Origin of the sequence: Streptomyces mobaraensis NBRC 13819 = DSM 40847 (assembly GCF_017916255.1) — a bacterium.
GTDB lineage: Bacteria > Actinomycetota > Actinomycetes > Streptomycetales > Streptomycetaceae > Streptomyces > Streptomyces mobaraensis.
This window is the reverse complement of sequence record NZ_CP072827.1, coordinates 6,441,455-6,462,551: the sequence shown is the minus strand read 5'-3', so window position 1 is coordinate 6,462,551 and position 21,097 is coordinate 6,441,455. Positions and strand designations below refer to the sequence as shown.

Genomic DNA, 21,097 nt, shown 5'->3' with positions numbered 1-21,097 from the left:
CTGCTCCCTCCTGCTCCGGCCCCTCCCGCTCCGACGCTTACCGCGCCGACCCGCGTGCGGCGTCGGAACACCTCCGGCCGCTCACGGTCAACTCCCGTCCCGGCGGCGGCCATAGCGTCGGTCCCACCGGCGGAACCACAAAGGCTTCCGCCTCACCATCCCTCTCACCGGAAGGAAACCACCATGGTCGACCTCACCACCGTCCGAGCCGTGCCGAGCGCCGGACTCCTCACCCCCCACAACGCGATGATGCTGTTCGTGGACCACCAGCCGCAGATGTTCTTCGGCGCGGGCAGCGCCGACCGAGCCGGGGTCGTCAACGCCACCGTCGGGCTGGCCAAGGCCGCCCGCGCCTTCGACGTGCCCGTCGTCCTGTCCACTGTGGCCGCCGAGTCGTTCTCCGGCCCCCTGCTGCCGCAGCTCCGCGAGGTGTTCCCCGAGCAGGAGATCGTCGACCGCACGTCGATGAACGCCTGGGAGGACGAGGCCCTGGTCGAGGCCGTCAAGGCCACCGGCCGCACCAAGATCATCCTGTCGGGGCTGTGGACCGAGGTCTGCCTCGTCATGCCCGCCCTGTCGGCGCTCGCGCAGGGCTACGAGGTCTACGTCGTCGCCGACGCCTCGGCCGGGGTGACCCCCGCCGCCCACAAGCACGCGATGCGGCGGATGACGGCGGCCGGCGCCGTCCCCGTCACCTGGTTGCAGGTGCTGCTGGAGCTCCAGCGCGACTGGGCCCGCACGGAGACGTACGCGGCCACGACCCAGGTCGTCAAGGAGCACGGCGGCGCCTACGGCCTGGGGCTCGTCTACGCGCACGCCATGGTCGACCCGCACGCCGCCGGCTGACCGTGGACACCGCGCTGCTGCTGATCCGGCTGACCGTGGGCCCGCTCGTCGCCGGGCACGGCGTACAGAAGGTCAGCCGGCTGCTCGGCGGCTCCGGACTGGCGGGCGGCGCCGAGGAGTTCCGCCGCGACGGCTTCCGCGGCGGGGCGCTCACCGCCCTCGCCGCGGGCACCACGCAGATCGGCTCCGGGCTGCTGCTGGCCTGCGGCGGCCTCACCCCGCTCGCGGCGGCCGGGATCGCCGGGGTGATGACGGTCGCCCTGACCGTCAAGTGGCCGCACGGGTTGTGGGTGCAGGACGACGGTTACGAGTACCCGCTGGTCCTCGTCGCCCTCGCCCTCGCCGTCGCCGTGGCCGGCCCGGGCCGCTGGTCCGTCGACCACGCCCTGCGCCTGCCGGTGTGGCCCGCCCCGTGGGCGGCCACCACCGCGGCCGCCGGGATCGCGTCCGGCCTCGCCGTCCGGGCGCTGCTGCACCGTCCGGCCCCCGTCGGCCCACGACCGGTGGAACGGTAACGGGCAGGGGGTGGCGGGTAGGGGTGAGGAGGCCGGACGGTGCCCGAACCACCGATCCGCGCCCCCTGAAGCCCCCCAAGCCCCAAGCCCCCGCCCCCCCCGGCCCCTTAAGCCAGTCAGCCCCCCCTAAAGCCAGCCCCTCCGCGCCGCCTTCAGGCCCGCCTCGAACCGGCTCGTCGCGCCCAGCCGCTCCATCAGCGCCGCCATCTGCTGGCGGACGGTGCGAAGAGAGACGCCCAGCCGCTTGCCCGCCGCCTCGTCGGTCAGCCCGGACGCGAGGATCTTCAGCAGTTCCCGTTCGGCCGGGGTGAGCGTTTCGGCACCTTCGTCCGCGGCTCGCCCGCGGCCGTCGGCGCCGAGCGGGTTCGCCGTCTCCCAGGCCAGTTCGAAGAGGGCGACCAAGGCGGCCACGATCCCCGGCGAGCGGGTGCAGACGGCTCCCAGGCGGGAGTTGCCGGGGTCGAGGGGGACGACGGCGGTCCGTCGGTCGAATATCAGGAGGCGGGGCGGTACGACGGGCCGGGTACGGACCTCACCGCCCTTCTCGGCCATCCAGCGGGCGTAGGAGAGGGTGCCCTGGTCGTTCCGGACGCTGTCCTGATACAGGACCAGCAGGCGGACGCCCCGCCCCAGGGCGTCCTCGTCCAGCGGCCGGGCGGCGTCGAGGCTGGCCTTCGACTGCGCCCCGCCGGGATTGATGGCCAGGCACTCCTCGGTGACCTCCCGGGCGAGCCACTCCAGGCGGCCCTGGACGGCGTCCAGACCGACCAGCCGCTCGGCCACCTCCATCCGGGAGTCCGAGCGCAGGGCAGCGAACTCCGCGACGGTCCGGGCGACGGCCTCCTTGCCCCGGGCCAGTTCCTCCTGACGGCGGGCCAGCTCGCACTCCCGGCGGCGCACCAGCAGTTCCAGGCCCACCTCGGGATTGACCACGCGCAGGAGGTCCGGGTTCTCCCGGGAGGAGTGGAGGAGCTCCATGTCGACCAACTGGTCCAGCGCCTCACGCAGTCGCCGCTCGGTGAGACCGAGCCGCCGGCTCAGGTCGGCCACTCCGGCGTGGGGATACCTCAGCATCCCCCGATACACGCGTTCCGTCGCGGTATCGAGCCCCAGCGCAGTCAGCACGTTCCCCTCCCGGTGCGCACACCGAAGGCACGCACGTTCGATGTGATTGCGGCTCCATCTTAGGGAAGGCCACTGACACCCGAGCGGTGAAGACGGCAGGGCGGGAAGCCGGCCGTTCGGCCGGCACCGCCACCGAGGGGTGGCAGCAGGGTGCCAGCCACTTTGATGCCACGGGAACCCCCTGCTCCCCACCCGTCGCATGGGGCAGGATGGAGATCACCGGGAGGGCCGGTGACACGAACGGCCCGCGGGACAGACCCGGGCCGTTCCACCACCGGAACACCCATGCCACTTCAGCCGGATCTCAGGGGGGACTCCGTTGACCTGGACCACACGCCGCACCGCCTTGGCGGCCCTCGTACTGCTGCTCCTCTGCGTGGGCCTCATCAGCACCTCGGTGACCACGGACCAGGACACCGGGGAGTCGACACAGCGGATCACGCGAGCCGTGAGCGGTCACGCGCCCGCCGCCCGGTCCGACTCGGGCATCGGGTGGGACTAGCCCCATGCGTTTCGTCCGTGCCCGGCTGGTCGGGGCGGGATCCACGGTGGCGCCGGCCGGGTGCGAAGCCGATCTGCTGCACGACCTCTTCTGGGCCCACACGGGCCCGGCGGACGGCCTGGAACACGTGCGGGTCCGCCCCGCCGGTGACGGCATGGAGGTCGTCCTCTTCCTCTTCGCCGTCACCGACACGGCCGCGCTCGACCGCGCGAACGTGCTCCTCACACTCCTGCGGGAACCGCTCGCGGCCCACGGCTACACGGCCGTGATCCCCACCGTCTGAACCACCGGAGCCCCCCGGCCGCCACGTGATCGACGGCCGTTCCACGACGGCGCCTTCCGTCCCTGCCGTCGTACCACCATTCCGCCGGACCACTGCCCCGCCGCTTCTGCACGCTCGGCACGCCGGGCACGCCAGGCACAGGCACGCCAGGCACGCCAGGCACGCCAACGCCCGACGCCCGTCAGGTGTGGCGCGCCCTTCCCCCGCGCCGGTCCGCCGCCGAATCCCTCCGATCCGCGTCAACCCGGCGCGGAACCACGCCGATTCGACGCCGTCCGCCACCGGTACGCGCCGCTCCGCCGCCGGATCACCACCGGCCGCCTCACCAGCACCGCCTCCGGCGCGCCGCGTAAGCCGCCGCGTGGGCGACCACCCCACGCCCCTGCCCGTCCCCCCTGCGGCGGTCTTGCCGCCCCTCCCGCTCCACACCTTCACCACACACCCCGATCCCGTCATCAAGGAGATCTCGCATGTCCGCATTCGTACGTCGTCCGGCCGTCCGCTCGGCCCTGCTGGCCGCGACGCTCGGCGCTCTCGTCCTCGGCGTCACCGCGCCCTCGCAAGCGGCGCCCGCCCCGCGGGCGGCGGCGGTGAAGTCCGCCGCGGCCACCTCGACGGTCGGCGGTGAGATAAGCCGCACCGAGATGATCCAGCGGGTGCAGTACTGGATCGACAAGGGCGTCCCCTACAGCCAGTCCCGCTACTACCCGGACCTCCAGGGCAGGTCGTACCGCACCGACTGCTCCGGCCTGGTGTCCATGGCCTGGCACCTGCCCATCAGCGCCACCACCTGGTCGCTCCCCGAGTACTTCGCCTGGGGCAGCTGCGGCGCGCGCGCCGGTCTCGCCAACGACCACGCCGATCCGTTCCCGGCGGAACCCCCCGCCGCGCAGTCCAACATGACCCACCTCACCCCGGTCGGCGACCTCGACGGGGACGGCAAGCCCGACATCATCGCGGTCGAGAAGCGGACCGGTGACCTCTACCGTTACTCGGGCCCCGACTTCGGCGGCGGATCGCGCGAAAAGCTGGGCTTCGGCTGGAACGGAATGAGCGACATCGTCGGCATCGGCGACGTGACCGGCGACAAGGTGGCCGACATCCTGGCCGTCGACAAGGACAGCGGCGACCTCTACCGCTACTCCGGCCCGCACTACAACGGGAGCACCCGGACGAAGATCGGCACCAACTGGAACACCATGACCGGCATCACGGGCGTCGGCGACCTCGACGGCGACGGCGTACCCGACCTGCTGGCCATCGATCCCTCCGACCACAAGCTCTACCGCTACTCCGGTCCCGGGTTCGCCGGCGGCTCGCGGGTGCGGATCGGCACCAACTGGTAGGCCGCACAGCCGTACCGGCTCCGGCTTCCGCCTCCTCCCTCACCGCTTCCACAGGAGTCACTTGTGCGACGCCTCACCTCCCTCGTGGCCACCGCGCTCACCTCGCTGGCGCTCTGCGCCGGCGGGCTCGTGACCGCGACGGCCGCCCAGGCGGACACGGTGTCCGCCGGCAACGCCCCACCCCTGCGGTTCGTCAGCTACAACCTCTGCGGCAACATGTGCGGCGACGCCAAGGGGTACGACAACCAGCGCCGCATCGACACGGTGGCCGACCAGGCCGCCACCGGCACCTGGGCCGCCGACCAGATCTTCCTCCAGGAGGTCTGCCGGCCGCAGTACGACGCGATCGAGAAGCGGCTCGCCCCGCTCGGCTTCCACGGCCTGTACGCGACGACCCTCCCGGGCCGGAGCGCGTCCGACGGCAAGGGGGCGGTGTGCGGCGGGGCCGACTACGGGATGGCCGTCCTCGCCAAAGGCCCGGTCGTCGACACGAAGGTGCTGGACCTGACGGTGGGCGGCGAGGACGAGCCCATCAAGAGCCCCTGCGTGAAGAGTTACGTCCAGAACCGGGTCAACTGGGCCTGCTCCGTGCACCTCTACTGGGCGGCGGACTCCACCCTCCGCACGGCCGAGGCCCACCGGCTGGCGGACCGGGCCGCGCAGTGGCAGGCGGAGGGAATCCCCGTCGTCCTCGGCGGTGACTTCAACGGCCACGCCCGGTCGGCCGCGCTCTCCGCCTTCTACGACAAGGGAATCGAGGACGGCGGGGAGGGCTCGTTCCTCGAAGCGGACGAGACCGACAAGGACCACTTCGGCGACGTCTGCCCGCCCTCCCGGAGCCGCTGCCGTTCCGGTGACGCCACCTTCGGCCGGGAGAAGATCGACTACCTCTTCCTCTCCGCGGGCCACTTCAAGGACGTCAAGGCCGACGTCCTCCCCCTGGACACGAGGGTTTCCGACCACCGGCTGCTGCGCGGCGCGGCGTACTGGTCCGACTGCGGACCGGCCGGCCCGGGCGCCGGCGGCATCCTCCGCAGGGACGCGGCCGGCGGCCTCTTCCGCTACACGGGACGGCCGGACGGCACGGTCGCCGGCGCGTGCAAGGCGGGCACCGGGTGGTCCATGATGCGGCTGGCCGCACGGGACGGGAACGCCGTGCTCGCCGCCGACAAGGCAGGCACGCTCTGGCGCTACCCCGCCGCCCCCCGGACGGGCGCCTATTCGGGCGACACCCGGGTGCGGGTCTCCACCGGTTGGCAGGCCATGGACGCCCTCCTCGCCCCCGGCGACTTCACCGGAGACGGCCGCCCCGACGTCATCGGCCGGGACGCGGCCGGCGACCTGTGGCTGTCCAAGGGCTCGGCGGGCGGCGGTTACGCCGCGCCCGTGAAGATCGGGAACGGCTGGCAGGTGTACACCGCCCTCGTCGCGCCCGGCGACTTCACCGGGGACGGCCGGCCCGACCTGATCGGCCGGGACACGGCCGGCGACCTGTGGCTGTACAGAGGCGACGGCCACGGCGGCTACGCCCCCAGGGAGCGCGTCGGCACCGGCTGGCAGATCTACACCGCGCTGGTCTCCCCCGGCGACCTCGACGGCGACGGCCGCCCCGACCTGGCCGGGCGCGACGCGGCAGGTGACCTGTGGTTCTACGAAGGGGACGGCAAGGGCGGGTACAGCCCCCGTGAGAGGATCGGCAACGGCTACCCGCAGGGAGAACTGCTGCTGTGACCCGTCGGCCGGCCCGGGCTGCGGAGGGAAGCGGGGACGGGGCCGCCGCCCCGGGCCCTCGGCGGTCCGGTCGGTGCGCCCCGCCTACGTCCCGCAGCAGAGCCTCGAGCGCGGGGGCCGGGCGAGGGGCTGAGCCGCGGGCGGCAAAAGGAGATGCGCCGCCACCGGCCCGCCGGTTATCGTTTATCGCATGTCGACGCCCCGAATCTCCTAGCTCAGGACCCGCTTCCACGCCAGAAGTGTGTCCTTGAGCTTATTCGGAGCGTTACCTCATGCTTACCGTTCGCGGTGTCGAGCTGCGCGCGGCCGCGCGGCTGCTGCTGTCCGACATCTCCTTCACCGTCTCCCCCGGCGACCGCGTCGGCCTGGTCGGCCGCAACGGCGCGGGGAAGACCACCCTGATGACCGTCCTGGCGGGCCGGGCGCGGCCCGCCGCCGGGAGCGTGGTGGCCACCGGGCCGGTCGGCTTCCTCGCCCAGGACTCCCGGGCCGCCGACCCCGACGTGACCGTCACCGACCGGATCCTCTCCGCGCGCGGCCTCGACCGCGCTCTGGACGCGCTGCGGCGCGCGGAGGCCGGGCTGGCCGCTGCCTCCGGGCCGGCCGCGCTGGACCGGGCGATGCGGGCGTACGCCCGTGCCGAGGCCGCCTTCCAGACCGGCGGCGGGTACGCGGCCGAGGCGGAGGTGGCCCGGGTGGCCGCCGGGCTCGGCCTGCCCGACGAGGTGCTGGGCCGGCCGGTCGGCACCCTGTCGGGCGGGCAGCGGCGCCGGGTCGAGCTGGCCCGGATCCTGTTCGCCGGCCACGACGGCGTCCTGCTGCTCGACGAGCCGACCAACCACCTCGACGCCGACTCCGCCTCCTGGCTGCGCGACTTCCTCCGGAACCACCAGGGCGGCCTCGTGCTGATCAGCCATGACACGCGGCTGCTGGACGCCGTCGTCAACCGCGTGTTCCACCTCGACCCCGGCCGGGCGACGATCGACGTCCACAACACCGGCTGGACCACGTACCTGGCGCAGCGGGCGGCCGACGAGCGGCGCCGTACCCGGGAGCGGGCGAACGCCGAGCGGAAGGCCGCCGCCCTGCACGCGCAGGCGGACCGGATGAAGGCCAGGTCCGCCACCGCCGTGACCGCCCGGAGCATGAGCCGGCGGGCCGACCGCATGCTCGCCGGGCTGGAACCGGTGCGGCGGACGGAGAAGACCGCCCGGATCCGGCTGCCCGAGCCGGAGCCGTGCGGCCGGGTGCCGCTCGGCGCGGTCGGCCTGGCCAAGTCGTACGCCGGGCGGCCCGTCCTCGGCGGGGTGGACCTCGCCGTGGACCGGGGCAGCCGGCTGGTGGTGCTCGGGCCCAACGGCGCGGGCAAGACGACGCTGCTGCGCGTCCTGGCCGGCGAGGTGGCGCCCGACGCGGGCCGGGTGGTGCGCGGACACGGGCTGCGGCTGGGCTACTTCGCCCAGGAGCACGACACCCTCGACCCCGCCCGCACGGTCCGCCGGCACCTCGCGTCCGCCGCGCCGCACCTGACGGACGGCGAACTCCGGGGCGTCCTGGGCGCGTTCCTGTTCACCGGGGACGACGCCGAGAAGCCCGTCGGGGTGCTGTCCGGCGGGGAGAAGACCCGCCTGGCGCTGGCCGGGCTGGTCCACTCCGGCGCCAATGTGCTGCTGCTGGACGAGCCGACCAACAACCTCGACCCCGCCTCCCGCGACGAGGTCCTGGCCGCGGTCGGCTCCTACCCGGGGGCAGTCGTCATGGTCACCCACGACGAGGGCGCCGTCGACGCCCTCCGCCCCGACCGTGTCCTGCTGCTGCCGGACGCGGACGAGGACCTGTGGAGCGAGGAGTACCGGGAGCTGGTCGCCCTGTCGTGAGGGTCCGGGGGCCTGAGGGTCGGTTTTCCCGCACGAGGGTCCGGCTCTCCGGGAGGCCCGGTCTCCCTGAGGGCCGGGCTCCCTGAGGGCCGGTCTCCCCGGCGGCCCGGGCCCCCGGCGCGGGCCCGGCCTTCCCGGCCGTCCGCGCCCGTCAGGACCCCACGTACTCCGCCAGGTGCTCCCCCGTCAGCGTCGAACGGGCGGCGACGAGGTCGGCGGGGGTGCCCTCGAAGACGATCCGGCCGCCGTCGTGGCCCGCGCCGGGGCCCAGGTCGATGATCCAGTCGGCGTGGGCCATGACGGCCTGGTGGTGTTCGACGACGATGACGGACGCGCCGGAGTCGACGAGCCGGTCGAGCAGGGCGAGGAGCTGCTCGACGTCGGCGAGGTGGAGGCCGGCGGTCGGCTCGTCGAGGACGTACACGGACGGGCCGCCGCCCTTCTCCGCCAGGTGCGTGGCGAGTTTCAGCCGCTGCCGCTCGCCGCCGGAGAGCGTGGTGAGCGGCTGGCCGAGGGTGAGGTAGCCGAGGCCGACGTCGGCGAGGCGGCGCAGGATCCGGTGGGCGGCCGGGGTGCGGGCCTCGCCGGCGGCGAAGAACTCCTCGGCCTCGGACACCGGCATGGCCAGCACCTCGCTGATGTCCCGGCCGCCGAGGCGGTACTCCAGCACGGACGCGTCGAACCGCTTGCCCTCGCAGTCCTCGCAGGTGGCGGCGGTGCCGGCCATCATCGCCAGGTCGGTGAAGACGACCCCGGCGCCGCCGCAGGCGGGGCAGGCGCCCTCCGAATTGGCGCTGAACAGCGCCGGTTTGACGCCGTTGGCCTTGGCGAACGCCTTGCGGATCGGGTCGAGCAGCCCGGTGTACGTCGCCGGGTTGCTCCGCCGGGAGCCGCGGATCGGGGCCTGGTCGACGGAGACGAAGCCCGCGCCCGCCGGGATCGAGCCGTGCACCAGCGAGCTCTTGCCCGATCCCGCGACGCCGGTGACGGCGACCAGCACCCCGAGCGGGATGTCGACGTCGACGCCGCGCAGGTTGTGGGCCGTCGCGCCGCGGACGGGCAGGGTGCCGGTGGGCTCGCGCACGGTCTTCTTCAGGCCGACCCGGTCGTCGAGGTGCCGGCCGGTGAGGGTGCCGGCGGCCCGCAGCCCTTCCACCGTCCCCTCGAAGCAGATCGTGCCGCCCGCGCCGCCGGCGCCGGGGCCGAGGTCGACGACGTGGTCGGCGATCGCGATCACCTCCGGCTTGTGCTCCACCACCAGCACCGTGTTGCCCTTGTCGCGCAGCCGCAGCAGCAGGCCGTTCATCCGGGCGATGTCGTGCGGGTGCAGGCCGATGGTCGGCTCGTCGAAGACGTAGGTGACGTCGGTGAGGGACGAGCCGAGGTGGCGGACCATCTTGACGCGCTGCGCCTCGCCGCCGGACAGCGTGCCGGCCGGCCGGTCCAGGGAGAGGTAGCCCAGGCCGATCTCCACGAACGAGTCGAGGCTGTGGGCGAGTTTGCCGAGCAGCGGCGCCACCGAGGGCTCGTCGAGGCCGCGTACCCAGTCGGCCAGGTCGCTGACCTGCATCGCGCAGGCGTCGGCGATGCCGATGCCCCGGATCTTGGCGGACCGTGCCGCCTCGTTCAGCCGGGTGCCGTCGCAGTCCGGGCAGGTGGTGAAGGTGACGGCCCGGTCCACGAACTCCCGGATGTGCGGCTGCATCGCCTCCCGGTCCTTGGCCAGCATCGACTTCCTGATGCGCGGGAGGAGGCCCTCGTAGGTCATGTTGATGCCCGCGATCTTCATCCTGGTCGGTTCGCGGTGCAGCAGGTCGTACCGCTCCTTCTCGGTGAACTCGCGGACCGGCTTGTCCGGGTCGTAGAGCCCGGACTCGGTGTAGAGGCGGTGGTTCCAGCCGCCCGCCTTGTAGCCGGGGACGGTGAGCGCCCCCTCCGCGAGGGACTTGGAGTCGTCGAGGAGCTGGGAAAGGTCCAGGTCGGTGACGTTCCCGCGGCCCTCGCAGCGCGGGCACATGCCGCCGGTGCGGGAGAAGGTCACCTTCTCGGCCTTCTTCGTGCCCCGGTCGACGGTGATCGCGCCGCTCGCCCGGACGGAGGGGGTGTTGAAGGCGAACGCGCCGGGCGGGCCGACGTACGGCCGGCCGAGCCGGCTGAAGAGGATCCGCAGCATCGCGTTGACGTCGGTGGCGGTGCCCACCGTGGAGCGCGGGTCGGCGCCCATCGGCTGCTGGTCGACGATGATCGCGGTGGTCAGCCCCTCCAGGACGTCCACCTCGGGCCGGGCCAGGGTCGGCATGAAGCCCTGGACGAAGGCGCTGTAGGTCTCGTTGATCAGCCGCTGCGACTCGGCGGCGATCGTGTCGAAGACCAGCGAGCTCTTGCCCGAGCCGGAGACGCCGGTGAACACCGTCAGCCGGCGCTTGGGGATCTCGACGGCGACGTCCTTGAGGTTGTTCTCGCGTGCGCCGTGCACCCGGATCAGGTCGTGGACGTCGGCGACGTGCGGGGAGGAGGCGGGCGCGGGCGGGGTCGTGCTCGTGGCCTTGCTCATCGTTTCTCCATCCGTGGGGCGGGGCCGTCCGCGCGGGACGGCGGACGCGGCGGGGCGGACGTCGTGGGTACGGGCAGGGGGCGCGGGAGGGCGGGCGCGCGGCGGGCCGCGACGGCACCGGCGGCCGGCCGGGCCCCGGCCGAAGCCCCACACCGTACCTTCGGAGCCCGCAGCGTGCCCCCGTATTTCCCGGCGGAGGCACCGACCCTACCCCCGCCTCCCGGCGGCGGCGCCCGGTGTCCGACCCCCGTGCCATCCTGGACGGCGTGACCCTGGAGGACCTGGCGCGGCTGCGCCGCGCACGCGACACGATGGACCGCGACTACGCGCGGCCCCTGGACGTCCCGGCGCTGGCCGCCGTCGCCCTCATGTCGCCCGGCCACTTCTCCCGCAGCTTCCGCGCCGCGTTCGGCGAGACGCCGTACGGCTACCTGATGACCCGCCGCGTCGAGCGGGCGAAGGCGCTGCTGCGGCGGGGCGACCTGAGCGTGACGGAGGTCTGCTTCGCGGTGGGCTGCACCTCGCTGGGGTCGTTCAGCTCCCGCTTCACCGAGCTGGTCGGCGAGAGCCCGAGCGCGTACCGGGCGCGGAACCACGAGGCGGGCGCCGCGATACCGGCGTGCGTCGCCAAGATCCTCACCCGGCCGCTCCGGCACGGCGAACCGGTCAGGATCGGAGAAGCGCGATCCGCCGCGGCCTCGTAGCGTCGGAGGCATGGACATCAAGCTTTCCCAGTGCTTCATCGCCGTCGACGACCACGACAAGGCCCTCGCCTTCTACCGCGACGCCCTCGGACTGGAGGTCCGCAACGACGTCGGCTTCGAGGGGATGCGCTGGGTGACCGTCGGGTCACCCGCGCAGCCGGACGTGGAGATCGTCCTGGAACCGCCGGCCGCCAACCCCAACGCCTCCCCCGCCGACCGGCAGGCCATGGCGGAACTCATGGCCAAGGGCATGCTGCGCGGCGTGATCTTCTCCACCGACGACTGCGACACCACCTTCGAGCGCATCCGCGCCACCGGCGCCGAGGTCCTCCAGGAGCCCATCGACCAGCCCTACGGCGTCCGCGACTGCGCCTTCCGCGACCCGGCGGGCAACATGCTGCGCTTCACCCAGCCGCGGAAGGACCGCTGAGGACGGGCGGGGGCGGGCGCCCGCCCTACGGCCCTGTGATGCGGTCCCGCAGCCAGGACGCGATGTCGTCGAGCGCCGTCGCGGCAAGGGCCGTGGGGTGGGCCGTGAAGCCGTGGGGTGCCTCCGGATACACGCGGAGGTCGACGTCGTTGCCGGCCGCCGACAGCCGGGCCGCCAGCGCCAGGTTGTCCTCCAGCAGCACGTCCTCGGCGCCGACGACCAGCAGCGTCGGGGGCAGCCCGCCGAGGTCGCCGTAGAGCGGGGAGAGGTCGGGGACGGTGCGGTCCGCCACGTGTCCGGCGTACGCCCGGAGGAAGTACTCGTCCGCGATGCGGCGGCCGGCCGGGGTCCGCGCGCTCAGGTCGTAGGTGCCGAACCGGAGCGCGGCGCCGGTGAACCGGTCGGCGGCGCCCCGGTCCCGCAGCCGCAGCAGGGTGGTCAGGGCGAGGGTCGCCCCGGCGGAGGTCCCGCCGATCGCCGGCCGGGACGTTCCGAAGCGGGCGCCGGCTTCCCCGAGGAGCCAGAGCGCCGCCGCCTCGCAGTCGTCGGGCGCCGCCGGCCAGGGGTGTTCGGGGGCCAGCCGGTAGTCGACGCTGACGACGGCGACGCCCAGGGCGTCCGCGAGCTCGCGGTTGCGCACGTCGCCGTGCGCCGCCGAGTCCATGTAGAAGCCGCCGCCGTGGATGTCCAGGTAGACGCCACGGGGCGGACCGCCGGACGGCATGAGGATCCGGACGGGGACGCACACCCCGGCGGCCTCGGCCGTCTCCTCGACGGCGGGCGGTTCGGCGGCGCGCGGAGCCGGCCGCTTCGCCCGCACCTCCCGGAGCTCCTCCCACGAGGCGGGGCCGCGGCCGGCCGGCCGCGTCCGGTAGAACGCACGGGCTTCCGCGACCTGTTCCGCGGGTACCTCGGCGAACAGTGCCTCCAGCGCGAACCGCACGCGCCCTCCTCGTCACTCGGGGTCTCGGCCTGGTCGTACGCTGGCGTCGGCCCTCACACCCCCACCCCGTGGATCGCCGTGGTCCTCCCCGTCAGCGGCAGGCCGGTGGCGCCGTGCCGGGCCGCGATGATCTCGGCGGCGATGGACAGCGCCGTCTCCTCCGGGGTGCGCCCACCCAGGTCGAGCCCGATGGGGGCGCGGAGGCGGGACAACTCCCGCTCGGTGACGCCCGCTTCGCGGAGGCGCCCGACGCGGTCGGCGTGGGTGCGGGGCGAGCCCATCGCCCCGACGAACGCGACCGGCAGCCGGAGGGCGACCCGGAGGAGCGGGACGTCGAACTTGGCGTCGTGGGTGAGGACGCACAGCGCCGTGCGGCCGTCGGTGGGCGTGCGGCGGAGGTAGCGGTGCGGCCAGTCGACCACGACCTCGTCGGCCTCGGGGAAGCGGGCCGCCGTGGCGAAGACGGGACGGGCGTCGCAGACGGTGACGTGGTACCCGAGGAACTTGCCGACGCGGACGAGCGCCGCAGTGAAGTCGACCGCGCCGAAGACGATCAGCCGCGGCGGTGCGAGGCCGGACTCGACGAGGAGCGTCAGGTCGCCGCCGGGGCAGAGCGTGCCGTCGGCGGCCAGTTCGACGGTGCCGGTGCGGCCCGCGCCGAGCAGGGCGTGCGCCTGGGCCGCGGCGGCGCGGTCGAGCTCCGGCGGGCCGCCGAGGCCGCCCTCGGACGTGCCGTCGGGGCGGACGAGCAGCGCCCCGGCCGCGAGCCCGGCCGGGCCCCGGACGACGCGGGCCAGGGCCACCGCCTCGCCGCGGGCGGCGGCCGTCAGGGCGCGGCCGAGGACGGCGCGCGCCGGGGCGGCCGCCGGATACGGGACGACCAGCACCTCCAGGGTGCCGCCGCAGGTCAGGCCGACGGCGAACGCGTCGTCGTCGCTGTATCCGAACCGCTCCCGCAGCGCCGTCCCGTCCCGCAGCGCCTGGACGCACAGGTCGTACACCGCCGCCTCGACGCACCCCCCGGAGACGGAGCCGACGGCCCGGCCCCCGTCGTCGACGGCCAGGGCGGCGCCGGGGCCGCGCGGGGCGCTGCCGGTGACGGAGACGACGGTGGCGACGGCGAAGCCGCGGCCCTCGGCGGCCCAGACGGACAGGTCGTCAGCGATGTCCAGCACGGTCCCCCTCCACGGGCGCGGCGGCGCCGGTCAGGACGCGGTCGGGGCGGATCGGCAGGTCGCGGTGGCGGACGCCGGTCGCGTGCCAGACGGCGTTGGCGACGGCCGCCGCGGAGCCGACCGTGCCGATCTCGCCGATGCCCTTGATGCCGACCGGGTCGTCGGGGTCCGGGTCGTCCAGCCAGTGCACCTCGATGGCGGGGACGTCCGCGTGGGCCGCGACGTGGTAGCCGGCCAGGTCCGCGTTGACGAGGCCGCCCGAGGCGGTGTCGCGGACGGCCTCCTCGTGCAGGGCCATCGACAGGCCCCAGACCATGCCGCCGGTGAGCTGGTTGCGGGCGGTCAGCGGGTTGACGATGCGGCCCGCGGCGAACACGCCGAGCATCCGGCGGACGCGGACCTCGCCGGTGCCCGGATCGACGGCGACCTCGGCGAACTGGGCGCCGTACGCGTGCCGTTCGTACGCGGCGAGGGCCCGCACCGCCTCCTCCGTACTGGCCCGGACGGTGAGCCCGCCGGCCGGGATGTCGGCGCCGGGCGTGAGGCGTTCGCGCAGGTCGGCCGCCGCGAGCCGGACGGCCCAGCCCCAGGAGCGGGTGCCCATGGAGCCGCCGGCCACCCACGCGTCGCCGAAGTCGCTGTCGGCGATCAGGACGCGGACCCGGTCCGGCGCCACCTCCAGGGCGTCGGCGGCGAGTTGGGTGAGGGCGGTGCGGGCGCCGGTGCCGATGTCGGCGGCGGCGATGCGGACGGTGAAGGTGCCGTCGGGGTGCGCCGTCGCGGTGGCGGTCGCCGGGAAGGCGCCGGTGAAGAAGGACGACGCGGCGGTGCCGGTGCCGACGAGCCAGCGGCCGTCGCGGCGGACGCCCGGCCGCGGGTCGCGCCCGGCCCAGCCGAACCGGCGGGCGCCCTCGGTGAAGCAGTCGGTCAGCCGCCGCCCGGCGAAGGGCAGTCCGGAGACGGGCCCGGCGGCGGGCTCGTTGCGGGCGCGCAGCACGAGCGGGTCCAGGCCGCAGCGCTCGGCCAGTTCGTCGAGCGCGCACTCCAGCGCGAACGAGCCGGGGGCCTCGCCGGGTGCCCGCATGTACGTGGGTGTCGGGACGTCCAGGGGCAGCACCCGGTGGACGGTGCGGTGGCCGCTCGCGTCGTACATGGACCGCCCGTACGCGGCGCTCGGCTCGACGAACTCGCGCACGGTGGACGTGGCGCTGAGCGCCGTGTGCTCCAGGGCGCGCAGCCGGCCGTCCGGGCCGGCGCCCAGCCGGACGTGCTGGACGGTGGCGCTGCGGTGGCCGATCAGCGAGAACATCTGCTGCCGGGTGAGCGCGATCCGGACCGGGCGGCCGAGCACGGTCGCCGCCATGGCCGCGAGGACGACGTGCGGGCGGGCCTGCGCCTTGCTGCCGAACCCGCCGCCCACGTGCTCGGACCGCAGCCGCACCACGTCCGGGTCGAGCCCGAGGAGCTGCGCGAGGTCCCGGGCGGTCGCATAGGCGCCCTGGGTGGAGTCGACGACCTCCAGCCGCCCGTCGTCCCAGCGAGCCATGGCCGCGTGCGGCTCCATCGGGTTGTGGTGCTCCTCGGGGGTGGTGTACCAGGCGTCCACCACCGCGTCGGACGCGGTGAGTTCGGCCGCCACGTCGCCCTTGTCGGTGCTGCCCGGTCCCATGGCCGTGGCCTCGGGCGGGTAGCTGCCGGGGTGGTCCGGGCGGAGGCGTACGTCGTGCGGCTCGGTGTCGTAGCCGACGGTGAGCGCCTCGGCGGCCTCCCTGGCCTGCTCGGGCGTCTCGGCGACGACGCAGGCGACGGGCCAGCCCATGTGCGGCACCCGGTCGTGCTGGAGGATCCGCGTGGTGGCGTCGGGTCCGAAGGTGCCGACGAAGTCCTCTTTCAGGCGCGGCGCGTTGCCGTGGTGCAGGACGGCGAGGACGCCGGGCAGCGCCAGGACGGGGGCGTCGTCGACGGACCGGATGCGCCCGCGGGCCACGGTGGAGAGCACGATCCAGCCGTGGGCGAGCCCGTCGGCGGGGTGGTCGGCGGCGTAGCGGGCGGCGCCGGTGACCTTGTCGCGCCCTTCGACGCGGAGGTGCGAGGCGCCCACGGCGGGCGCCGGGCGGGAGGTGGGGGTGTTCGTCGCCGTGGTCATCGGCCGGCCGCCTCCTCGGCGAGTTCGGTCAGGGTGCGGACGGTCAGGTGGCGCAGCAGCGGCAGTTTGTGGCCGTTGTGCGGGAGGGGCCGGGCGCCGGCGAGTTCGGCGTCGGCCGCCGCGGCGAACGCGGTGGCGTCGGCCGGGGCCCCGGTCAGGGCCTGTTCCGCCCGGCGGGCCCGCCAGGGGTGGGAGGCGACCGCGCCGAAGGCGAGCCGCGCCTCACGGACGACGCCGTCCCTGATGTCGAGCGCGGCGGCGAGCGAGCCGATCGCGAAGGCGTAGGACGCGCGGTCGCGCACCTTGCGGTAGCGGGACGGGCCGGGTGGCGCGGGCGGCAGGACGACGCCGGTGACCAGTGCGCCGGGCGGCAGCGCGGTCTCCTCGTGCGGGGTGCTGCCCACCGGCCGGTAGAACGCGGCGAGGGGCAGTTCGCCGGGCCCGTCGGCGGTCTCGTAGGCGACGACCGCGTCGAAGGCGGCCAGGGCGACGGCCATGTCGGACGGGTGGACGGCGACGCAGTGCGCGGAGGCGCCGAGGACGGCGTGGTTGCGGTGGTCGCCGGTGAGGGCGGCGCAACCGCTGCCCGGCGTCCGCTTGTTGCACGCCGTGGCCCCGGCGGCCCCGCCGGTGAAGTAGCCGCAGCGGGTGCGCTGGAGCAGGTTTCCGCCGACCGTCGCCATGTTGCGCAGCTGTCCCGAGGCGCCGGCGAGGACGGCCTGTGTCAACGCCGGGTATCGGCGGCGTACTTCGGGGTGGGCGGCGAGGTCGCTGTTGGTGACCGTCGCGCCGACGCGCAGTCCCCCGTCGGTGGTGGCCCCGATCGTGTCCAGGGGGAGGTCGCGCAGGTCGACGAGGAGCGCGGGCCGCTCGACGCCGGTCTTCATGAGGTCGACGAGGTTGGTGCCGCCGCCCAGCGGCCGGGCCTCGGGGTCGGCGGCGAGCAGGGCGAGCGCGTCGGCCGTGTCGGCGGCGCGGTGGTAGCGGAACTCCCTCACGCGACCACCGCCCCGGACCGCTCGGCGCGTTCTTCCGCGGCCCGTGCGACGGCGCGGACGATCGTCGGATAGGCGCCGCAGCGGCACAGGTTGCCGCTCATCCGCTCCCGGATCTCGGCGTCGGTGAGGGCGGGCGGACCGGCCTCGGGGCGGACGTCGTCGGTGGCGGCGCTGGGCCAGCCGGCCGCGTGCTCGTCGAGGACGGCGAGGGCCGAGCAGATCTGCCCGGGGGTGCAGTATCCGCACTGGTAGCCGTCGAGTTCGAGGAACGCCTGCTGGACGGGGTGCAGCCGCTCGCCGTCGGCGACGCCCTCGATCGTGGTGACGGCGCGGCCCTCGGCGGCGACGGCGAGCTGGAGGCAGGCCACGGCGCGGCGGCCGTCGAGCAGCACGGTGCAGGCGCCGCACTGGCCGTGGTCGCAGCCCTTCTTGGTACCGGTGAGGTCGAGGCGCTCGCGCAGCGCGTCGAGCAGGGTGGTGCGGTGGTCGACGGTGAGGGTGTGGGGTTCTCCGTTGACGTGCAGGGTGATGACGCTGGACGTCGGTGCGGTCATGGGGGCCCTTTTCGACACGGCGGTTTCGGCACGGTTGTCGTGCGCTGGTTCTGGCGACGGCCGCCACACGGCGGTTCCGGCACGGTGGTCGGCGCCTACGGATCACGGGAGTGGCCGGCCCGATGGGCCATCGACCGTTCCGACGGCCGCCCCGGCCACTAAAGTGTGCTGTACGTGGACAGTTGTCCGGCCGACGCGTAGCGGACAGCTGTCCGGATACTTGAACCTAGCCGACGGCCGTCGGGCGGGCAAGGGTCAAGTGGGGGGCCGGGTACGGACAGAGGGCGAGGAAGCGCGTGCGGACGACGGTGCCACAGCAGGACGGCGGGCCCCCGCCCCGCCGCTCGGACGCCCGGCGCAACCGCGAGCGCATCCTGGCCGCGGCCCTGGCCGAGTTGACGCACTCCCCCGCCGTCGCGCTGAGCACGATCGCCCGGAAGGCGGGCGTCGGCCAGGGCACGCTCTACCGCAACTTCCCCGACCGGGAGGCGCTCATCCTGGAGGTCTACCGCTTCGAGGTGCAGCAGGTCCACGACGCCGCGCGGCACCTCCTCGCGACCCGGCCGCCCGACCGGGCCCTGCGCGAGTGGCTGGACCGGCTGGCCCGGTACGCGGCGGCGAAGGCGGGCCTGGCCGACGCGATGCGCGAGGCCACCCGCGCCCCCGCCACCCCGGCCCGCTGGGGCCACGCCCCGATCACCGAGGCCGTCGAACTCCTCCTGGAGGCCAACGAGAAGGCCGGTACCATCCGCCCGGGGGTGACCCCCGACGACTTCCTCCTCGCCATCGCCGGCCTCTGGCACATCGGCCCCCGCGCCGACGCCGGGGAACGCGCCCGGCGCCTCTTCGACCTCGTCACGGACGGCCTGCGCGCGGGCGCGCCCGGGGCGCCCGCCGAGGAGCCCCGGCCGTCCCGACCGGTCACCCCGCCGGAGCGGCGGCGGTCTTCCGGCGAGCCCGGTAGGCGGCGGCCTTGATCTTGTTGCCGCAGGACTCCATGCCGCACCACTGCCGGCGCCGGCCGCGCGAGCGGTCGATGTAGACGCGGGTGCACTCGGGGTTGCCGCACTCCTTGAGCAGGGGCACGTCCGCGCCGGCCAGCAGCTCCACCGCGTGCCGGGCGACGGCCGCCAGCGCCTCGCGCTGCGTCGCCGCCGTCCAGCGGCCGGAGTGGGTGAGCCGCGGCGCGGCGGGCGCGCTCGCCGCCGCGTCGTTGACCACGGCGAGCGCCTCGTCGTCGAAGTCCGCGCACCCACCGCCGAGGCGCCGGTCGGTGACCAGCCGGTAGACGGCCTCCCGGACGGCCGTCGCCCGCTCGACGTCGGCCCGCCGGGCGGGCGCGACGGTGTCGACGAGGCCGGACTCCACGTACCAGGCGTCCAGGCGGTCCGGCGTCGCGAACATCTCGAACCGCGCCGTGCGGCGCGCCCGGAGCGTGGCCGCGAAGTCCAGGGCCGGGTTGCCGCACACGAAGACGTGGTCCAGGTTCACGTCACCATCCTGGCGGGTGACACCGGCCCCCCGCAAGGACGGCCGGACCGGTGACCGCACCCGGCCCGGCCGATCGGCGGCGGTGCTCGGCTAGGACGCCCGGCGCAGCCGAACGGATCGGCGCTCGGCCACACCGCTCGAACGCGCCCGGCTCAGGCCCCGGTTCAGGCGCCCGGCGCCCCCGTCTCCGTCAGCTCGCCGTCGGCGACGCGCAACCACCGGCCGACACCGATCCGTTCGAGGAACCGCTCGTCATGGCTGACCACGACGAACGCCCCGCGGTAGCACGCCAGGGCGCTCTCCAGCTGCCCGACGCCGACCAGGTCGAGGTTGTTCGTCGGCTCGTCCAGCAGCAGGAGCTGCGGGGCGGGTTCGGCGCACAGGACGCAGGCGAGCGTGGCGCGCAGCCGCTCGCCGCCGGAGAGGACGCGTACGGGGAGGTGGGCGCGGGGGCCGCGGAACAGGAACCGCGCGAGCAGGTTCATCCGCTCCGCCTCGGACCGGTGCGGGGCGGACGCCGCGAAGTTCTCGGCGACCGTGCGGTCGGGGTCGAGCAGGTCCAGGCGCTGCGACAGGGAGGCGATCCGCCCGTCGGCGCGCCGGACGGTCCCGCCGTCCGGGGCCAGGTCGCCGGAGACCAGCCGCAGCAGCGTCGTCTTCCCGGCGCCGTTGGGCCCGGTGAGCGCGATCCGCTCGGGTCCGCGGATGGTGAGGTCGACGCCGTCCCCGGCGAACAGCTCGCGCCCGCCGTGGCGCACCCGCAGCCGCTCGCCCAGGATGAGCGTGCGGCCGGCGGGGACGTCGGTGTCGGGCAGTTCCAGGACCAGCCGCTGCTCGTCCCGCAGGGCGCGGCCCGCCTCGTCGAGCCGGGCCTGCGCCTCGTGGACGCGGGTGGCGTGGGTCTGGCCGGCCCGGCCGGCGGACTCCTGGGCGCCGCGCTTCATGGTGCCGGCGAAGATGCGCGGCAGGCCGGCGTTCTTGAGGTTGCGGGCGGCGTTGCTCGCGCGCCGCTCGGCCCGCTCGCGGGCCTGCTGCATCTCGCGCTTCTCCCGCTTCACCTCCTGTTCGGCGTTGCGGACGCTCCGCTCCGCGGCCTCCCGCTCGGCGCGTACGGCCTGCTCGTACTCGGTGAAGGTGCCGCCGTACAGCCGTAGTTCGCCCCGGTCGAGTTCGGCGATCCGCTCCATGCGGTCCAGCAGCGCCCGGTCGTGGCTGACGAGCAGGAGGCTGCCGTTCCACTCGGAGAGGACGTCGTAGAGCTTGTGGCGGGCGTCGGCGTCGAGGTTGTTGGTCGGCTCGTCCAGCAGCAGCACGTCCGGCCGCTTGAGGAGCTGCGCCGCCAGGCCGAGGCTGACGATCTGACCGCCGCTGAGCGTGCCCAGGGTCCGGTCGAGGGCGAGCCCGCCGAGCCCTAGCCGGTCGAGTTGGGCGCGGGTGCGCTCCTCGACGTCCCAGTCGTCGCCGATGGTGGTGAAGTGCTCCTCGCTCGCGTCCCCGGACTCGACGGCGTCGATGGCGCGGATCACCGCGTCGACCCCGAGCACCTCGGCCACCGTCGGTTCGCCGGTCAGGGGCAGGGTCTGCGGGAGGTAGCCGACCGTGCCGTGGACGGTCACCGACCCGGCCGTCGGGCGGAGTTCGCCGGCGATCAGCCTCAGCAGGGTGCTCTTGCCGGAGCCGTTGGGCGCCACCAGGCCGGTGCGGCCCGCGCCGACGGTGAAGGAGAGGTCGTCGAAGACCGGGGTGTCGTCGGGCCAGGAGAAGGAGAGGCGGGAGCAGATGACGGTGACATCGGACATGGGGATGACCTCGTGGGGAACGGAGGGCAGGGCGCTCCGCCGCGGAGGGAACCGCCGTACGACGAGCGCCCCGCGCCT

Annotated in this window: 19 protein-coding genes; 10 read left to right on the top strand and 9 right to left on the bottom strand. The window is 74.8% G+C overall.

The genetic code is table 11. The features are described from left to right. Positions 1 to 183 precede the first annotated feature (183 nt). Together J7W19_RS27835 and J7W19_RS27830 are read left to right on the top strand one after the other, a co-directional pair. Positions 184 to 846, top strand: coding sequence for a hydrolase (locus J7W19_RS27835; protein WP_004939058.1), 663 nt, complete (start codon positions 184 to 186; stop codon positions 844 to 846). 2 nt (positions 847 to 848) lie between these two features. Further along, positions 849 to 1,361, top strand: coding sequence for a DoxX family protein (locus tag J7W19_RS27830; RefSeq protein WP_004939061.1), 513 nt, complete (start codon positions 849 to 851; stop codon positions 1,359 to 1,361). Positions 1,362 to 1,487: 126 nt separating this feature from the next. On the opposite strand, the gene J7W19_RS27825 is transcribed toward J7W19_RS27830, so the two are convergent. Continuing rightward, a complete protein-coding gene (locus J7W19_RS27825) occupies positions 1,488 to 2,486 on the bottom strand; it encodes a helix-turn-helix transcriptional regulator (protein ID WP_040887623.1) in 999 nt (332 codons plus the stop codon). Between the two features lie 319 nt (positions 2,487 to 2,805). Here J7W19_RS27825 and J7W19_RS27820 point away from each other — a divergent pair, with 319 nt between their 5' ends. The 5 genes from J7W19_RS27820 (at position 2,806) to J7W19_RS27800 (ending at position 8,225) form a co-directional block, all read left to right on the top strand. Further along, positions 2,806 to 2,988 (top strand): hypothetical protein, encoded by a 183-nt coding sequence (locus J7W19_RS27820; RefSeq protein WP_004939066.1) that lies wholly within the window; start codon positions 2,806 to 2,808, stop codon positions 2,986 to 2,988. A gap of 4 nt (positions 2,989 to 2,992) precedes the next feature. Beyond that, positions 2,993 to 3,271, top strand: a complete 279-nt coding sequence (locus J7W19_RS27815) for a hypothetical protein (RefSeq protein WP_004939069.1) — start codon at positions 2,993 to 2,995, stop codon at positions 3,269 to 3,271. 470 nt (positions 3,272 to 3,741) lie between these two features. Continuing rightward, positions 3,742 to 4,617 (top strand): FG-GAP repeat domain-containing protein, encoded by an 876-nt coding sequence (locus tag J7W19_RS27810; protein ID WP_004939071.1) that lies wholly within the window; start codon positions 3,742 to 3,744, stop codon positions 4,615 to 4,617. A 63-nt stretch (positions 4,618 to 4,680) separates the two neighbouring features. Then, on the top strand, positions 4,681 to 6,348 hold the full coding sequence (locus J7W19_RS27805; protein WP_004939073.1) for an FG-GAP-like repeat-containing protein: 1,668 nt from the start codon (positions 4,681 to 4,683) through the stop codon (positions 6,346 to 6,348). 272 nt (positions 6,349 to 6,620) lie between these two features. Then, positions 6,621 to 8,225 (top strand): ABC-F family ATP-binding cassette domain-containing protein, encoded by a 1,605-nt coding sequence (locus J7W19_RS27800; protein WP_004939076.1) that lies wholly within the window; start codon positions 6,621 to 6,623, stop codon positions 8,223 to 8,225. A gap of 151 nt (positions 8,226 to 8,376) precedes the next feature. Here J7W19_RS27800 and J7W19_RS27795 read toward each other — a convergent pair whose 3' ends face one another. Then, on the bottom strand, positions 8,377 to 10,779 hold the full coding sequence (locus J7W19_RS27795; RefSeq protein ID WP_004939078.1) for an ATP-binding cassette domain-containing protein: 2,403 nt from the start codon (positions 10,777 to 10,779) through the stop codon (positions 8,377 to 8,379). Between the two features lie 266 nt (positions 10,780 to 11,045). Here J7W19_RS27795 and J7W19_RS27790 point away from each other — a divergent pair, with 266 nt between their 5' ends. Next, positions 11,046 to 11,483, top strand: coding sequence for a helix-turn-helix transcriptional regulator (locus J7W19_RS27790; RefSeq protein WP_040887656.1), 438 nt, complete (start codon positions 11,046 to 11,048; stop codon positions 11,481 to 11,483). A 10-nt stretch (positions 11,484 to 11,493) separates the two neighbouring features. Then, positions 11,494 to 11,913: a VOC family protein gene (locus tag J7W19_RS27785; RefSeq protein WP_004939083.1), complete on the top strand. Its 420-nt coding sequence runs from the start codon at positions 11,494 to 11,496 to the stop codon at positions 11,911 to 11,913. Between the two features lie 25 nt (positions 11,914 to 11,938). Here the strand turns inward: J7W19_RS27785 and J7W19_RS27780 are convergent, their stop codons facing one another. The 5 genes from J7W19_RS27780 to J7W19_RS27760 are packed head-to-tail and all read right to left on the bottom strand — an operon-like array spanning position 11,939 to position 17,729. After that, the gene (locus J7W19_RS27780) at positions 11,939 to 12,856 is read right to left on the bottom strand and encodes an alpha/beta hydrolase (protein WP_004939086.1); all 918 of its coding nucleotides are present in this window, start codon (positions 12,854 to 12,856) and stop codon (positions 11,939 to 11,941) included. 53 nt (positions 12,857 to 12,909) lie between these two features. After that, the gene (locus J7W19_RS27775) at positions 12,910 to 14,031 is read right to left on the bottom strand and encodes an XdhC family protein (RefSeq protein WP_004939090.1); all 1,122 of its coding nucleotides are present in this window, start codon (positions 14,029 to 14,031) and stop codon (positions 12,910 to 12,912) included. Beyond that, positions 14,015 to 16,177 (bottom strand): xanthine dehydrogenase family protein molybdopterin-binding subunit, encoded by a 2,163-nt coding sequence (locus tag J7W19_RS27770; RefSeq protein WP_004939093.1) that lies wholly within the window; start codon positions 16,175 to 16,177, stop codon positions 14,015 to 14,017. Before J7W19_RS27770 ends, J7W19_RS27775 begins: the two co-directional genes overlap by 17 nt. After that, positions 16,174 to 17,175, bottom strand: coding sequence for an FAD binding domain-containing protein (locus J7W19_RS27765; protein ID WP_004939097.1), 1,002 nt, complete (start codon positions 17,173 to 17,175; stop codon positions 16,174 to 16,176). Before J7W19_RS27765 ends, J7W19_RS27770 begins: the two co-directional genes overlap by 4 nt. Beyond that, on the bottom strand, positions 17,172 to 17,729 hold the full coding sequence (locus J7W19_RS27760; RefSeq protein WP_004939098.1) for a 2Fe-2S iron-sulfur cluster-binding protein: 558 nt from the start codon (positions 17,727 to 17,729) through the stop codon (positions 17,172 to 17,174). Before J7W19_RS27760 ends, J7W19_RS27765 begins: the two co-directional genes overlap by 4 nt. A 296-nt stretch (positions 17,730 to 18,025) precedes the next feature. On the opposite strand from J7W19_RS27760, the gene J7W19_RS27755 reads away from it, so the two are divergent. Continuing rightward, positions 18,026 to 18,706 (top strand): TetR/AcrR family transcriptional regulator, encoded by a 681-nt coding sequence (locus J7W19_RS27755; protein WP_004939101.1) that lies wholly within the window; start codon positions 18,026 to 18,028, stop codon positions 18,704 to 18,706. Here the strand turns inward: J7W19_RS27755 and J7W19_RS27750 are convergent. Both J7W19_RS27750 and abc-f read right to left on the bottom strand, forming a co-directional pair. After that, the gene (locus J7W19_RS27750) at positions 18,651 to 19,220 is read right to left on the bottom strand and encodes a CGNR zinc finger domain-containing protein (protein WP_004939103.1); all 570 of its coding nucleotides are present in this window, start codon (positions 19,218 to 19,220) and stop codon (positions 18,651 to 18,653) included. The two genes, J7W19_RS27755 and J7W19_RS27750, sit on opposite strands and share 56 nt — an antisense overlap. A 164-nt stretch (positions 19,221 to 19,384) precedes the next feature. Further along, positions 19,385 to 21,019, bottom strand: a complete 1,635-nt coding sequence (gene abc-f, locus J7W19_RS27745; RefSeq protein WP_004939106.1) for a ribosomal protection-like ABC-F family protein — start codon at positions 21,017 to 21,019, stop codon at positions 19,385 to 19,387. Positions 21,020 to 21,097 lie beyond the last annotated feature (78 nt).

Excerpts from the sequence above, each read along its gene's own strand:
- J7W19_RS27760 (WP_004939098.1), bottom strand. The coding sequence starts at position 17,729 with ATGACCGCACCGACGTCCAGCGTCATCACCCTGCACGTCAACGGAGAA.
- J7W19_RS27785 (WP_004939083.1), top strand. The coding sequence starts at position 11,494 with ATGGACATCAAGCTTTCCCAGTGCTTCATCGCCGTCGACGACCACGAC.
- J7W19_RS27815 (WP_004939069.1), top strand. The coding sequence starts at position 2,993 with ATGCGTTTCGTCCGTGCCCGGCTGGTCGGGGCGGGATCCACGGTGGCG.
- J7W19_RS27835 (WP_004939058.1), top strand. The coding sequence starts at position 184 with ATGGTCGACCTCACCACCGTCCGAGCCGTGCCGAGCGCCGGACTCCTC.
- abc-f (WP_004939106.1), bottom strand. The coding sequence starts at position 21,019 with ATGTCCGATGTCACCGTCATCTGCTCCCGCCTCTCCTTCTCCTGGCCC.
- J7W19_RS27770 (WP_004939093.1), bottom strand. The coding sequence starts at position 16,177 with ATGACCACGGCGACGAACACCCCCACCTCCCGCCCGGCGCCCGCCGTG.
- J7W19_RS27800 (WP_004939076.1), top strand. The coding sequence starts at position 6,621 with ATGCTTACCGTTCGCGGTGTCGAGCTGCGCGCGGCCGCGCGGCTGCTG.
- J7W19_RS27795 (WP_004939078.1), bottom strand. The coding sequence starts at position 10,779 with ATGAGCAAGGCCACGAGCACGACCCCGCCCGCGCCCGCCTCCTCCCCG.
- J7W19_RS27810 (WP_004939071.1), top strand. The coding sequence starts at position 3,742 with ATGTCCGCATTCGTACGTCGTCCGGCCGTCCGCTCGGCCCTGCTGGCC.